10 protein-coding genes are annotated in these 12,697 nt (G+C 66.4%); 4 read left to right on the forward strand and 6 right to left on the reverse strand.

Annotated features, from left to right (window positions below; translation table 11 throughout):
- Positions 1-11: 11 nt before the first annotated feature.
- Together ABU113_RS01305 and ABU113_RS01310 are read left to right on the forward strand one after the other, a co-directional pair.
- The gene (locus ABU113_RS01305) at positions 12-533 is read left to right on the forward strand and encodes a hypothetical protein (protein ID WP_454557656.1); all 522 of its coding nucleotides are present in this window, start codon (positions 12-14) and stop codon (positions 531-533) included.
- Between the two features lie 220 nt (positions 534-753).
- Positions 754-2,853, forward strand: coding sequence for a sodium-translocating pyrophosphatase (locus ABU113_RS01310; protein WP_454557657.1), 2,100 nt, complete (start codon positions 754-756; stop codon positions 2,851-2,853).
- 181 nt (positions 2,854-3,034) lie between these two features.
- On the opposite strand, the gene ABU113_RS01315 is transcribed toward ABU113_RS01310, so the two are convergent.
- Positions 3,035-3,913 carry a branched-chain amino acid aminotransferase gene (locus ABU113_RS01315; RefSeq protein WP_454557658.1) on the reverse strand — a complete coding sequence of 293 codons (879 nt, stop codon included), beginning with the start codon at positions 3,911-3,913 and terminating at the stop codon, positions 3,035-3,037.
- 83 nt (positions 3,914-3,996) lie between these two features.
- Between ABU113_RS01315 and ABU113_RS01320 the strand changes: the two genes are divergently transcribed.
- Positions 3,997-4,503, forward strand: a complete 507-nt coding sequence (locus tag ABU113_RS01320) for a MarR family winged helix-turn-helix transcriptional regulator (protein ID WP_454557659.1) — start codon at positions 3,997-3,999, stop codon at positions 4,501-4,503.
- 125 nt (positions 4,504-4,628) lie between these two features.
- Complete coding sequence (locus ABU113_RS01325) at positions 4,629-6,647, forward strand: GMC family oxidoreductase N-terminal domain-containing protein (protein ID WP_454557660.1); 2,019 nt, start codon at positions 4,629-4,631, stop codon at positions 6,645-6,647.
- 17 nt (positions 6,648-6,664) lie between these two features.
- Here the strand turns inward: ABU113_RS01325 and ABU113_RS01330 are convergent, their stop codons facing one another.
- The 5 genes from ABU113_RS01330 to ABU113_RS01350 form a co-directional block, all read right to left on the reverse strand.
- Positions 6,665-6,889, reverse strand: a complete 225-nt coding sequence (locus ABU113_RS01330; RefSeq protein WP_454557661.1) for a hypothetical protein — start codon at positions 6,887-6,889, stop codon at positions 6,665-6,667.
- A gap of 137 nt (positions 6,890-7,026) precedes the next feature.
- A complete protein-coding gene (locus tag ABU113_RS01335; protein ID WP_454557662.1) occupies positions 7,027-8,700 on the reverse strand; it encodes a SulP family inorganic anion transporter in 1,674 nt (557 codons plus the stop codon).
- Positions 8,701-8,728: 28 nt separating this feature from the next.
- Entirely contained in the window at positions 8,729-8,998 is a 270-nt protein-coding gene (locus tag ABU113_RS01340; RefSeq protein ID WP_454557663.1) for a helix-turn-helix domain-containing protein, read from the reverse strand.
- Between the two features lie 198 nt (positions 8,999-9,196).
- Positions 9,197-10,720, reverse strand: a complete 1,524-nt coding sequence (locus tag ABU113_RS01345; RefSeq protein WP_454557664.1) for a fumarate hydratase — start codon at positions 10,718-10,720, stop codon at positions 9,197-9,199.
- 174 nt (positions 10,721-10,894) lie between these two features.
- Entirely contained in the window at positions 10,895-12,565 is a 1,671-nt protein-coding gene (locus ABU113_RS01350) for an arylsulfatase (protein ID WP_454557665.1), read from the reverse strand.
- Between the last annotated feature and the right edge of the window lie 132 nt (positions 12,566-12,697).

Below are 12,697 nucleotides of genomic sequence, written 5' to 3' on the forward strand. Positions count from 1 at the left end.
GCAGGGTGATCATGGCGCAGGCCAAACCCAAGGAAGACGCGGCTGCGAATGCGCCGGCGAAGCCCAAGAAGCCGTTGGCGCTGATGATCGTGCTGCTGCTGCTGGGCTTGATCCTGGGCGGCGGCGGCGCGGCCAGCTACTTTCTGTTCCTGGCGCCCAAGGGCGAGCATGACGCCGAGGCCGAGGCCGCCAAGGAAAAGGCCGCGCTGGATGCCATTCCGCCCGAGTTCATTGAAATCAAGCGGATGACCGTGCCGATGCTGGACTCTACCGGCCGGTTGACCGGATATATGGGCGTCGATCTCAATTTCCAGGTGGCGGGCGGCCCGGATGCCGAGTTCGCCAAGGCCCGCCTGCCGATGATCCGTCACGCCATCAACGAGGCACTGTCGCAGACCGCCGTCACCGTCGAGGGCAAGCCGCGGGTGCTGGACTATGCCCGCGCCGAGAAGCTGTTGACCGACAGCGCTAACCGGGCGCTGGGCAGAGAGGTGGTGATTTCAACTCAGATCGTCTCCGCGCTGCCGTTGTAGCCGCTCGCCGGAACGTGCAATCGCGGCGATTGCCAGAGGGGCGTCTGTTCACCACCCGTTAACGCCGCTTGCCAGTTCGCCCCGCTTTTGCCACGATCCGCCCCAGAGCCCGGGGCGGCGCGATGTCGCGCCGGATACCGGGCCAGCCCGCACAGGGAAACGACGCTTAACGCCGGACGTATCGCGTAGGGGTGCGCCGGCATCACAAGGGGGATCGTTCGTGGACATTTTAATTGCGTCAATCATATGTGGCGTCATTGCGTTGCTGTACGGCATCGTGACGGCGCGTTCGGTGCTGAGCGCACCGGCCGGTAACGACAGGATGCAGCAGATCGCCGCCGCCATCCAGGAAGGCGCCGGCGCCTATCTCGGCCGTCAGTACACCACCATCGCCATCGTCGGTGTGGTCGTCGCCATTGTCATCTTCGTCGCGCTCGGCACATTTCCGGCCGTCGGCTTCGTTGTCGGTGCCCTGTGCTCGGGTGCAGCCGGCTACATTGGCATGAACGTTTCCGTGCGAGCCAACGTGCGCACGGCGGAAGCCTCGCGCCATGGTCTGCAGCAGGGACTGACGCTGTCGTTCCGCTCCGGCGCCGTCACCGGCATGCTGGTGGCCGGCCTCGCGCTGCTGGCGATCGCGGTTTACTATTATGCGCTGACGCAGGTGCTGGGCTTCGCCAGCGGCGACCGCGTCGTGATTGACGCACTGGTGGCGCTGGGCTTCGGTGCCTCGCTGATCTCCATCTTCGCCCGTCTGGGCGGCGGCATCTTCACCAAGGCCGCCGACGTCGGTGCCGACCTTGTCGGCAAGGTCGAGGCCGGCATTCCCGAGGATGATCCCCGCAACCCGGCGGTGATCGCGGACAACGTGGGCGACAATGTCGGTGACTGCGCCGGCATGGCGGCCGACCTGTTCGAGACTTATGTCGTCACCGTCGGCGCCACCATGGTGCTCTCGGCGCTGCTGTTTGGCGCCGGCCAGGATCCGGCGGTCCTCGCCAAGCTGATGGGCCTGCCGCTGATCATCGGCGGCGTGTGCATCATCACCTCGATCATCGGCACCTACTTTGTCCGCCTCGGCGGTTCGCAGAATATCATGGGCGCCCTCTACAAGGGCTTCTGGACCACGGCGGTGCTATCGATTGGCGCCATCTATGGCGTCATTGACTATGCCTTCGGCATGTCGACCAGTGTCACCGCCGGCGACATCACCTTCACCGGGCAGGACCTGTTTATCTGTGCCGTCGCCGGTCTGGTGGTCACCGCACTGATCGTCTGGATCACCGAATACTACACCGGCACCGGCTACCGTCCGGTGAAGTCGATCGCCCAGGCCTCCGTCACCGGTCATGGCACCAACGTCATCCAGGGCCTGGCCATCAGCCTTGAGTCGACCGCGCTGCCGACACTGGTGATCTGCGCCGGCATGATCGTCACCTACATGATCGCGGGCCTCATCGGCATTGCCTTCGCGGCAACCGCCATGCTGGCGCTGGCGGGCATGGTGGTGGCGCTCGACGCCTATGGTCCGGTGACCGACAACGCCGGTGGTATCGCCGAGATGGCGGGCCTCGACAAGGACGTGCGCAAGAACACCGACGCGCTCGACGCTGTCGGCAACACCACCAAGGCCGTGACCAAAGGCTACGCCATCGGCTCCGCCGGTCTTGCGGCACTGGTGCTGTTCGGTGCCTACACCACCGACCTCAAGACCTACTTCACCGATCTGACGGTCGATTTCTCGCTGTCAAATCCATATGTGATGGTCGGTCTGCTGCTGGGTGCGCTTCTGCCCTATCTGTTCGGCGCCATGGGTATGACCGCCGTCGGCCGGGCGGCCGGCGCGGTGGTGCAGGAAGTGCGCGACCAGTTCCGCGGCAACCCCGGCATCATGGAAGGGACCTCCAAGCCCGACTATGCCCGCACCGTCGATCTCGTCACCAAGGCGGCGATCAAGGAGATGATCATCCCCAGCCTGCTGCCGGTGCTGGCGCCGATCGTGGTCTATTACGTGATCTCGGCCATCGCCGGTCAGGCCCAGGGCTTCGCGGCACTCGGCGCGCTGCTGCTGGGGGTCATCGTCGGCGGTCTGTTCGTCGCCATCTCGATGACCTCGGGTGGTGGCGCCTGGGATAACGCCAAGAAGTACATCGAGGACGGCCACCATGGCGGCAAAGGCTCCGACGCCCACAAGGCGGCGGTGACCGGCGATACCGTTGGCGACCCGTACAAGGACACCGCGGGTCCAGCGGTCAACCCGATGATCAAGATCACCAACATCGTGGCGCTTCTGCTGCTGGCGGCTCTCGCCCACGGCTGAGCCGACCCGTCACGTTGCCGGACTGCGCGGCCCCGGTGGCAATGCCACCGGGGCTTTTTCTGTTCGCGCTGTCGCTGGCATCCAGCCGTCACCGGGCCATCAAGGGCAAGGGTGCGCCCAAACGAAAACCCCGGCGGTTGCCCGCCGGGGCTGTTCTGATGGTCTTGGGGAAATGGGCCGGTCAGCCGCGCCGCCAGACCAGGTCCTCGTAGTCCTTCATGATCTGCTGGGTCAGGCTGCCGACCTCGAAGTTCCACGGGCCGATCTCCGACAGCGGCGTCACTTCCGCCGCGGTGCCGGTCAGGAAGGCCTGCTGGAAGCCTTCCAGCTCCTCCGGCCAGATCGGCCGTTCGATGACCTCGATGCCGCGCTGCTTGGCCAGCCCGATGACGGTGCGCCGGGTGATCCCGTCGAGGAAGCAGTCCGGCGTCGGCGTGTGGATGACGCCATCCTTGACGAAGAAGATGTTGGCGCCGGTGGCTTCCGCCACCTGGCCGCGCCAGTCGAACATCAGGGCATCGTTATAGCCCTGGGCGTCCGCCTCGTGCTTCGAGATGGTGCAGATCATGTACAGGCCCGCCGCCTTCGACTTGGTGGGGGCGGTGTAGGGGGCCGGCCGGCGATACCTGGCGATGCACAGGCGCAGGCCCTTCAGCTTCGCTTCCGGCGAGAAATAGCTCGGCCATTCCCAGGCGGCGATGGCGAGGTGGATCTTCGACTTCTGGGCGGCGACGCCCATCTGCTCGGACCCGCGCCAGGCGACCGGCCGCATGTAGGCACTGGTCAGGTTGTTGGCCTTGAGCACCTGATAGCAGGCCTCGTTGATCTGCTCGACGGTCCAGGGCACCTCGAAGCCGAGGATGCGGCCCGACTCGATCAGCCGCTGGCTGTGTTCGTCGAGCTTGAAAATCTCGCCGTCATAGGCCCGCTGGCCTTCGAACACCGAGGAGGCGTAGTGCAGGGCGTGCGTCAAGATGTGGACATTGGCATCGCGATGCGGCACCAACTGTCCGTCAAACCAGATGAATCCATCGCGATCATGAAAGGGACGCTCGGTCATGGCACTTCTCTCGGCGGTTTGTTGCTAATAATGTTGCTAATCTCAGGCTTGGTCCGGTAACATTCTGAGCGATATAAGTCAACATGGCTGACGCAAATTCAGTTGCCTCACCGCTGTTTCTCCGCGAAGCCGAACTTCGCCGCGGGGTGGAACTGCTATACTTCGCTTACCGCGATTTCACCAAGGGGCCAGACAAGCTGCTGGAGCAGTATGGCTTCGGCCGGGCCCATCATCGTGCGCTCTATTTCATCGCCCGCCGGCCGGGCCTGACCGTCTCCGACCTGCTCAAGCTGCTGTCGATCACCAAGCAGAGCCTGAGCCGGGTGCTCAACGACCTCCAGGCCAAGGGATATGTCACCAGCGAGGTCGGCCGCGAGGACAAGCGCCAGCGATTGCTCTCCGTCACCGAGGCCGGCGCCGCGCTGGAGCGCGAGGTTTTCGAGATCCAGCGCGAGCGTATGATTCAGGCCTACGGTCAGGCCGGCCAGCAGGCGGTAACCGGCTTCTGGGCGGTGCTGCTGGGGCTGATCGATCAGGATCAGCAGGCGGCGCTTGATCAGTTCATCCGCGAGAACACCAGCGGACGTTGACGCCCGTGCGCATGGCCAAAGCCGTTTCCACAAGCCCCCTCGAGTCGCGAGCGTCATGAAAGGTGCAATCCTCGCGCCGTCGTTGTAGCGTCGCTGCCAGTCGAGGGGCAGAGGGGGAACACGGCGTGGGCAAGCCGTTCAATGCGGTGCAGGCCGCTATTCTGAAGGCGTTGGCGGAAGCCTTTTTTCACGACACCGAGATGCGCATCAGCGCCGACCAGGTGGTCGAGAACATCCAGTCCCAGTTCAGCAAGATGGTCGGCGGCAAGCCCGCCGAGGTCGGCTGGTCGCTGCTGCTGATGGGCGTGCTGCTGGGCGGGCCGTGGTTCCTGGCGGCCTCGCCCGAGCGCCGCGCCCGCCGCATCGATGCCTGCCTGCGCCGCGCCAAGCTGAATTTCATGCAGGACCTCGCCCGCCTGCGCGCGGTGATCTACGCCGGCTATTACGGCCACTGGCAGGGCCACAGCGAGGCTGACAACCGGGACAACCCGGTGCTGCGGGAGATCGATTTCACCCTGCCGGCGGATCGTCCGGCGCGCCCGGCCGGCACGCCGCAGCTGGCACCGCTGCCCGACAGCGATCTGCCGGACGCCGCCTTTGTCGCGCCCGGCGATTTCCCGGCCGAGGCCGAGATCATCGTCGTCGGCTCCGGCGCCGGTGGCGCGGTGGCGGCCGCCGCGCTGGCGGCCAAGGGGCACGAGGTGCTGGTGGTCGAGGCCGGCCCGCATGTGAAGACGGCGGGCTTCACCTTCCAGGAAGCCGACATGACCGCCCGGCTGTTCATCGATGGCGCGTTGCAGGACAGCCGCGACCATGACGTGGTGATCTTCCAGGGCCGGCTGGTCGGCGGCTCGACCATGCTGAACAACGGCATCTGCCTGCCGCTGGCGGCCCCCGGCCTCACCCACCCCGACGCACCGGATGTGCTGGGGACCTGGCGGGCGCTGGGTGCGCCGGTGGAGCGCGCCCGGCTGGAACAGGCCTATGCCGCGGTCAAGGAGCGGCTGGCGGTGAGCGTGGTGCCGCCGCGTGCCGGGCGGCACAATGGCCCGCATCTGCTGGAGGGCTGGAGCAAGCACGCCGCCGCCAGCGCTGACCCGCGTGACCGGGCATCCCCCGCTTTGTGGTTCACCAAGAACTACGGGCCGCATGTCGGGGATACCGGCTGCTCATACTGCGGCTATTGCAACACCGGCTGCGCCTACGGCCGCAAGCGCGCCATGCCGCAGACCTTTCTCAAGGATCTGGCGGTGGCCGGCGGACGCATCCTCGCCGATACCGCCGTACAGCATATCGAGTGGGACCGAGAGTACGACACTGGCGCCCGGCGCGCGGCTGGCGTCGTGGTCAGGGACCATGCCGGGCGGACCCGACGCATCCGCGCCCGGCGCGGCGTGGTGGTGGCCGCAGGCGCGCTGGCGTCGAGCCGGTTGCTGCTGGCCAGCGGCATCGAGAGCGCGGGCACCGACATCTCGCTCAACATCGCCTGTCCGGTCCCGGCGCTGATGCCGGAAGGGCAGATGCAGCGGGCCTGGGACGAGGACCAGATGGCGACCTATGTCGACCATGGCGACTTTCTGCTGGAGTCGCACTTTCAGCCACCGATGAGCATGTCGGTGCTGATGCCGGGCTGGTTCGGCGAGCACGCCCGGCGTATGCGCGACTGGAACCGGGTGGTCTCGGCCGGCGTGCTGTTTCCCGCCGACCGGCGGGGCCGGCTGGTGCGCGGCAAGCTGCGCTTCAAGCTGACCGAGGGCGATCTGGCGTTGCTGCGCCGCGGCCTGGCGGCGCTGACCCGGGTGCATTTCGCGCAAGGGGCGGAGATTGTCTATCCGGCGCTGTCGCGCGGCATCGCCTTGCCGCGCCCTCGCGACGACGCCGACATCGACGCCTTTTTCGCACGCCATCTGCGCGAAGCGGACGACGTGACCCTGTCCAGCTCGCACCCCCATGGCGGCAACGGCATGAACGCCAGCCCCTATCTGGGTGTCGTCGACCCTGAATGCCGCGTGCATGGCACCAGCAATGTCTATGTGACGGACGCCAGCGTGTTCCCCAGCTGTATCCGGGTCAATGCCCAGCTGACGACCATGGCGATGTCCCATTACGCCATGGCGCTGGGCGAGCCGTTCCGGGGCTGTTGAGGACGGTTCCGGCGGCTCTATTCGAGCGCCGGAATCTCCATGGCGCCGACGATCCGGAAGCCGTGGCTGGCGGGGTAGCGCAGCTGCAGCTGCTTGACGGCCTCGATCTTGGATGTCGCCTCGACTTCAATGTAATGCGTCTCCGCCCATGAATCGGAGAGATTCTTGTGGCGGTCGCCCTGGCTGTGCGCGTCGCGCACCGCCTGGTTAAAGACGCCGACTTCAAACTTCTTCTTCTTCACGTAGCGACTCCACATCAAATTGGCGCCGGAACAGCGACGGGGGCCATCGATGTCCGGAGATCGGGGATGCGGCCGTCAGGATTTACCCGGGGGGTTAACAACCTGTTGCCGATGCGACCAATGACTGATGAGGTATCTCACTGGCTCAACGCCTCGGCGACGCCGCCGGCAAAGCGCAGCCCGGTCGGCGGATGGAAGCGGTAGTGTCGTCTCAATGCCTTGCGGGCATTGCCCTGGGCGCCGGTGATGGTCAGAGCGATACCCCGGCCGTGCAGGCGCTGGTGCAGGTCATCAAGTGCCGCCAGCCCCGACGGATCGATAAAAGGCGTGTCGGCGAGGTCGAGCACCAGGTGATGGATGCGCGAGTCGAGCAGTTCGGCGAGGTCGCGCAGGGTGCCGGCGGAGGCGAAGAACAGAGGCCCACGGAAATGGAACAGCTCGACGCCCTCCGGCAGGTGGGGGCGGGCCTCATAGCGAATGTCGGCACCGGGTTCACTGAAATCGTCGCGATCCTCGGCGACCAGACTGACGCCGGTCTCAACCGATACCGCCTGGGCCATGCGGTGCATGAACAGGATGGCGGCACCGATAACGCCGACCTCGATGGCAACGGTGAGATCGACAGCGATGGTCAGCACGAAAGTGGTGACCAGCAACAGTCGTTCGCCCCAAGCTCCTTTGAGCAGGCTGATGAACCGATGCACCTCGCTCATGTTCCAGGCCACCACCACCAGGATGGCGGCCAGACTCGCCAGGGGCACATAGGCGACCAGTGGCATGAAGGCGAGCATGAAGGCGAGCAGAAACACCGCGTGCAACATGCCGGCCACCGGCGAGCGGGCGCCGGAGCGGATGTTGGTGGCGGTGCGGGCAATGGCACCGGTCGCGGGCAGGCCGCCGAACATTGCGCTGGCGGCGTTCGCCACGCCCTGGGCCACCAGTTCGCAATTGGAGCGATGGCGGCGACCGGTCATGCCATCGGCGACCACGGCCGAGAGGAGGGACTCGACGCCGGCGAGAAAGGCAATGGTGAAGGCCGACGGCAGCAGTGTCTTGACCATGGCGAGATCGATCTGCGGCAGGTGAGGGGCCGGCAGACTGCCGGGCAGGGCGCCGAAAGTCGAGCCGATGGTTGGCACCGGCAACTTCAGCAGGGCGGTCAGCACGGCGCCGAGCACCACGGCGACGAGGAATGCCGGCACCCGTGGTGCATAGGCACGCAGGGCGAGAATGACGCCGAGACAGGTCAGCGACAGCCCCAGCACCGCCGGCGACACCGTGTCGAGGTGGGCCAGCATCATCGACCACTTGGGCAGGAACTCGGCCGGCAGCCTGGGGGTGGAAAGGCCCAGTATGTCTTTCACCTGGCTTGCGAAAATGATGACCGCGATGCCCGAGGTGAAGCCGGTGACCACGGGGTCGGGGATGTACTTGATCCAGGTGCCCAGTCGTAGCAGGCCGGCCAGCACCAGAATGCCGCCGGCCATCAGCGTGGCGACGATCAGCCCGTCCATGCCGTGCTGGGCCATGACGCCGTAGACGACGACGACAAAGGCGCCGGTCGGGCCACCGATCTGGAACCGGCTGCCACCCAGCGCGGAGATCAGGAAGCCGGCGATGACGGCGGTGACCAGGCCGACATAGGGAGTGGTGCCAGAAGCAATGGCCAGCGCCATCGACAGCGGCAGGGCGACAATGGCGACCGTCAGGCCGGCAAGAGTGTCGGCACGGAAATCCGCGCCATTATAGCCTCGGGCCAGAACGGTGACGGTCTTGGGCAGGAAGAGGTGCCAGTCCCGACGTTTCAGCATTCGCTCGACCATCGTCCGCCTCGCTTGTCTAGCTCTCTGGCGTTGCGTTCTCCGGCTGGCGCAACCGTACGCCACGGCCGCCGCCGTTACTCGTCGCCTCGTCGCCGATGAGAGCGATCCCGGCCCGTTCCAGGGCCTCGGTCACCCGCATCAGGGTATCGACCTGTCCGCGCACGATGCCATCGGAGGCTTCCATGCGCTGGATGGTCGGCAGCGACAGCCCCGCCAGGTCGGCAAGCCGGGCCTGGTCGATGCCAAGCAGGGCGCGCGCCGCGCGCATCTGGGCCGCGGTGATCATGGCCTGTCACCCCTGGTGAGCGATAAAGCGTAACTTATGATGTATAATACATCATATTACATGTAAAATCCATCTTTAGTCGACAGTCAGCCGCCCGTTGAACAGTGGGTGGCCGAACCACGGAAGAAGTCGCCGGGCCACGGAAAAGCCGCGCGGCATGAGGCCGCGCGGCTGGTTTCAGCTGCCGGTAATGGTGGGTCAGGCCGGTTGCAGCTCGCCCTTGGCGATCTTTTCGCGCCACACCAGCGGGCCGGTGTGGTGCACCGACTCGCCCGTGGCATCGACCGCGACGGTGACCGGCATGTCGGCGACCTCGAACTCGTAGATCGCTTCCATGCCGAGGTCCTCGAAAGCGACCACACGGCTCGCCTTGATCGCCTTGGAGACCAGATAGGCGGCGCCGCCCACCGCCATCAGATAGGCGGCCTTGTGCTGCTTGATCGCCTCGATGGCAACCGGGCCGCGCTCGGCCTTGCCGACCATGGCGATCAGCCCGGTTTTGGCCAGCATCATTTCAGTGAACTTGTCCATGCGGGTGGCGGTGGTGGGACCGGCCGGGCCGACCACCTCGTTGCCCACCGGATCGACCGGGCCGACGTAGTAGATGACGCGGTTGGTGAAATCGACGCCGGCCGGCAGCCCTTCGCCCGAGGCCAGCAGATCGGCGATGCGCTTGTGCGCGGCATCGCGGCCGGTCAGCATCCGGCCGTTGAGCAGCAGCCGCTCGCCCGGCTTCCACGAAGCGACGTCGGCCGGCGTCAGGGTATCGAGATTGACGCGGCGGGCCTGCGGCGACGGCGCCCATTCGACCCGCGGCCATTCGGCGAGCTTCGGCGCCTCCAGGAAGGCCGGGCCGTTGCCGGTCAGCGTGAAGTGGGCATGCCGGGTGGCGGCGCAGTTCGGGATCATCGCGACCGGCTTCGAGGCGGCGTGGGTCGGATAGTCGTGGATCTTGACGTCGAGGATGGTCGACAGGCCGCCCAGACCCTGGGCGCCGATGCCCAGCGCGTTGACCTTGTCGAAGATCTCGATGCGCAGCTCCTCGATGGCCGATTTCGGCCCGCGGGCCTTCAGTTCGGCCATGTCGATCGGCTCCATCAGCGCTTCCTTGGCCAGCAGCATGGCCTTTTCCGCCGAGCCGCCGATACCGATGCCCAGCATGCCCGGCGGGCACCAGCCGGCGCCCATCAGCGGCACGGTCTTCAGCACCCAGTCGACGATGTCGTCCGACGGGTTCAGCATCACGAACTTGGACTTGTTCTCCGAGCCGCCACCCTTGGCGGCAACGGCGATCTCCACATGGTCGCCGGGCACGATCTGGGTGTGAATGACCGCCGGCGTATTATCCCTGGTGTTCTTGCGGCCAAACGCCGGGTCGGCGACGATCGAGGCGCGCAGGCGGTTTTCCGGGTTCATATAGGCCCGGCGGACGCCTTCGTTGATCATCTCCTCCAGGCTCATGGTGGCGTCCCAGCGGACATTCATGCCGACCTTGACGAAGACGACGACGAGGCCGGTGTCCTGGCAGATCGGCCGGTGACCCTCGGCGCACATGCGGCTGTTGGTGAGGATCTGGGCGATGGCGTCCTTGGCGGCCGGCGAGGCTTCCAGCTCATAGGCCCGGCCCAGCGCACGGATATAGTCCATCGGGTGGAAGTAGCTGATGTACTGCAGCGCATCGGCCACCGATTCAATGACATCGTCTTGACGGATCACGGTCATGGTCGTCCTCACCTTCACAGTCGCGGCGGGGGGCCTCGCGGATGGCGCCCGCTCTCGCGGCCAAGCCTTTGCCGTGCGCGGGCCCGCGCGTCAAACCGCTTTTGTGCCGCGCTCTACCAAGGTCGGCCGGCGGTCTGCTGGCCGGGGCGCCACGGCCCCCGCATCTCGTGGGTTTCAGTGGTGGTCGTGGCCGACCCGGCCGATGTTGCGGCCGACCTGAACCAGCGGATTATAGTCCGCCGGCACCTCGACGAGGCCGACGCGCGCGGCATAGTCGGCGTAAGCCTGCTGCAGCCGCTGAAGCAGGTCGGGCATGCCGGCGGCGAGGTCGGTGGTCTCCGTCGGATCGTCAGCCAGGTTGAACAGCTGCCACTGGCGATCGCCCAGTGGCGGCACATTGCGGGTCAGCTTGTAGTCGCCCTGGAACACCGCCACCGAGCCCGCCAGCTCGTAGGCGATGACTTCGTCGGGACCATGTATGCGCCCCAACCGGCCATCGACCAGCGGCAGCAGCGATTGGCCATCGAGGTCGCCCACGGCCGGGAGGCCGGCGGCATCGAGCAGGGTGGGGGTGATGTCGGTAACGTAGCCGAAGGCGTCGGTGGTGCGGGCGGCCATGGCGGCGGTCGGCCGGATGATCAGCGGCACCCGCATGCCACCTTCGTAGGCTGAGCTCTTGAAGGCACGCAGCGGCGTGGAGGACGCCCGGGCCCAGCCCGATCCGTAGTTGGAATAGCTGCCGGGCTCTCCCAGCCGGTCGGTCGAGAGGTCGAAATTCTTGGCGTAATAGTCCTTGAACACGCGGTCGAGTTCGGCGGCGTCGGCGCCATTGTCGCTCATGAACAGGATCAGGGTGTTGTCGAGCTGGCTGGTGGTGCGCAGATAGTCGAGCAGTCGGCCGATATTGCTGTCCATCGAGTCCAGCATGGCCGCATAGACCGCCATCTGGCGCACCCGGCGCCGGCGCTCGTCGGCCGGCAGGTCGGCCCAGGCGGCGATGCTCGGGTCGGCAAGGAAATTGAGGCCGGCCGGCATCAGTCCCAGCATCACCAGCTTGTCGTACCGCATCTGCCGCACGGCCTCGTAGCCCGCCTCATAGGCCGGCAGATATTTCTCGATCAGCGCCGTGGGGGCCTGATGCGGGTAATGCACCGCCTGGAACGGCAGATAGGCGAAGAACGGCTTGCCGCTGGCGCGCTCGGCGTCGATGAACTCGATCAGCCGGCTGGTGTAATAGTCCGAGGAATAAAAGTCTGGCGGCAGGTCGATGCGCTTGCTGTCCTCGTACCAGTGCACCTCGCGGTTCTGCGGCAGATAGGGCTTGGCCTGGAAATTGTCCGCCCCGCTTTCCATCAGCGCCACCGACCGCTTGAAGCCGCGCGCCACCGGCAGGCTGGCCGGCCGCTGCCCCAGGTGCCACTTGCCGGCCATCAGGCAGGTGTACCCGGCGGCGGTCAGCCGGGTGGCGACGGTGGTCGCCCGGTCGTTGAGGTAGCCCTCGTAGCCCGGCCGGCCGAACTGGTTGTCGGCCATGATCTCCAGCATGTTGCCCAGGCCGACCCGGTGGTTGTCCTGGCCGGTGAGCAGCATCGCGCGGGTCGGCGAGCAGGTGGCGGCGGTGTGGAAGTTGGTGAAGCGCAGGCCCGCGGCGGCCAGGCTGTCGATGTGCGGGGTGGGGATCTCCGAGCCGTAGCAGCCGAGGTCGGCAAACCCCATGTCGTCAGCCAGGATGAGCAGCAGGTTCGGCCGGCGCTGCGGTCTGGCCGCCCAGCTGCTGTTGCCCGCCAGCGGTGCCGCCATCACGGCGCCCGCCATTCCCGTCACCACCGACCGGCGTGTGAACATGCGCATTCTCCCCCTGTGCCCCCAGCCTGCTTGTTGTCTGTGGCGGGGCGGCTGATTACCGCAGGTTGAACAGGTCGGCGGGGTAAATCAAGGTGGACGGGGTCGCACGGACCGGCGGCGAACCGCCGGCCG

It is taken from the genome of Parapedomonas caeni (assembly GCF_041060555.1).
Classification (GTDB): domain Bacteria; phylum Pseudomonadota; class Alphaproteobacteria; order Sphingomonadales; family Sphingomonadaceae; genus CAUJIW01.

What these genes read in the sequence shown, in the direction of transcription:
- ABU113_RS01340 (WP_454557663.1), bottom strand. Translation starts at nt 8,998, where the DNA reads ATGATCACCGCGGCCCAGATGCGCGCGGCGCGCGCCCTGCTTGGCATC.
- ABU113_RS01350 (WP_454557665.1), bottom strand. Translation starts at nt 12,565, where the DNA reads ATGTTCACACGCCGGTCGGTGGTGACGGGAATGGCGGGCGCCGTGATG.
- ABU113_RS01335 (WP_454557662.1), bottom strand. Translation starts at nt 8,700, where the DNA reads ATGCTGAAACGTCGGGACTGGCACCTCTTCCTGCCCAAGACCGTCACC.
- ABU113_RS01320 (WP_454557659.1), top strand. Translation starts at nt 3,997, where the DNA reads ATGGCTGACGCAAATTCAGTTGCCTCACCGCTGTTTCTCCGCGAAGCC.
- ABU113_RS01345 (WP_454557664.1), bottom strand. Translation starts at nt 10,720, where the DNA reads ATGACCGTGATCCGTCAAGACGATGTCATTGAATCGGTGGCCGATGCG.
- ABU113_RS01305 (WP_454557656.1), top strand. Translation starts at nt 12, where the DNA reads ATGGCGCAGGCCAAACCCAAGGAAGACGCGGCTGCGAATGCGCCGGCG.
- ABU113_RS01315 (WP_454557658.1), bottom strand. Translation starts at nt 3,913, where the DNA reads ATGACCGAGCGTCCCTTTCATGATCGCGATGGATTCATCTGGTTTGAC.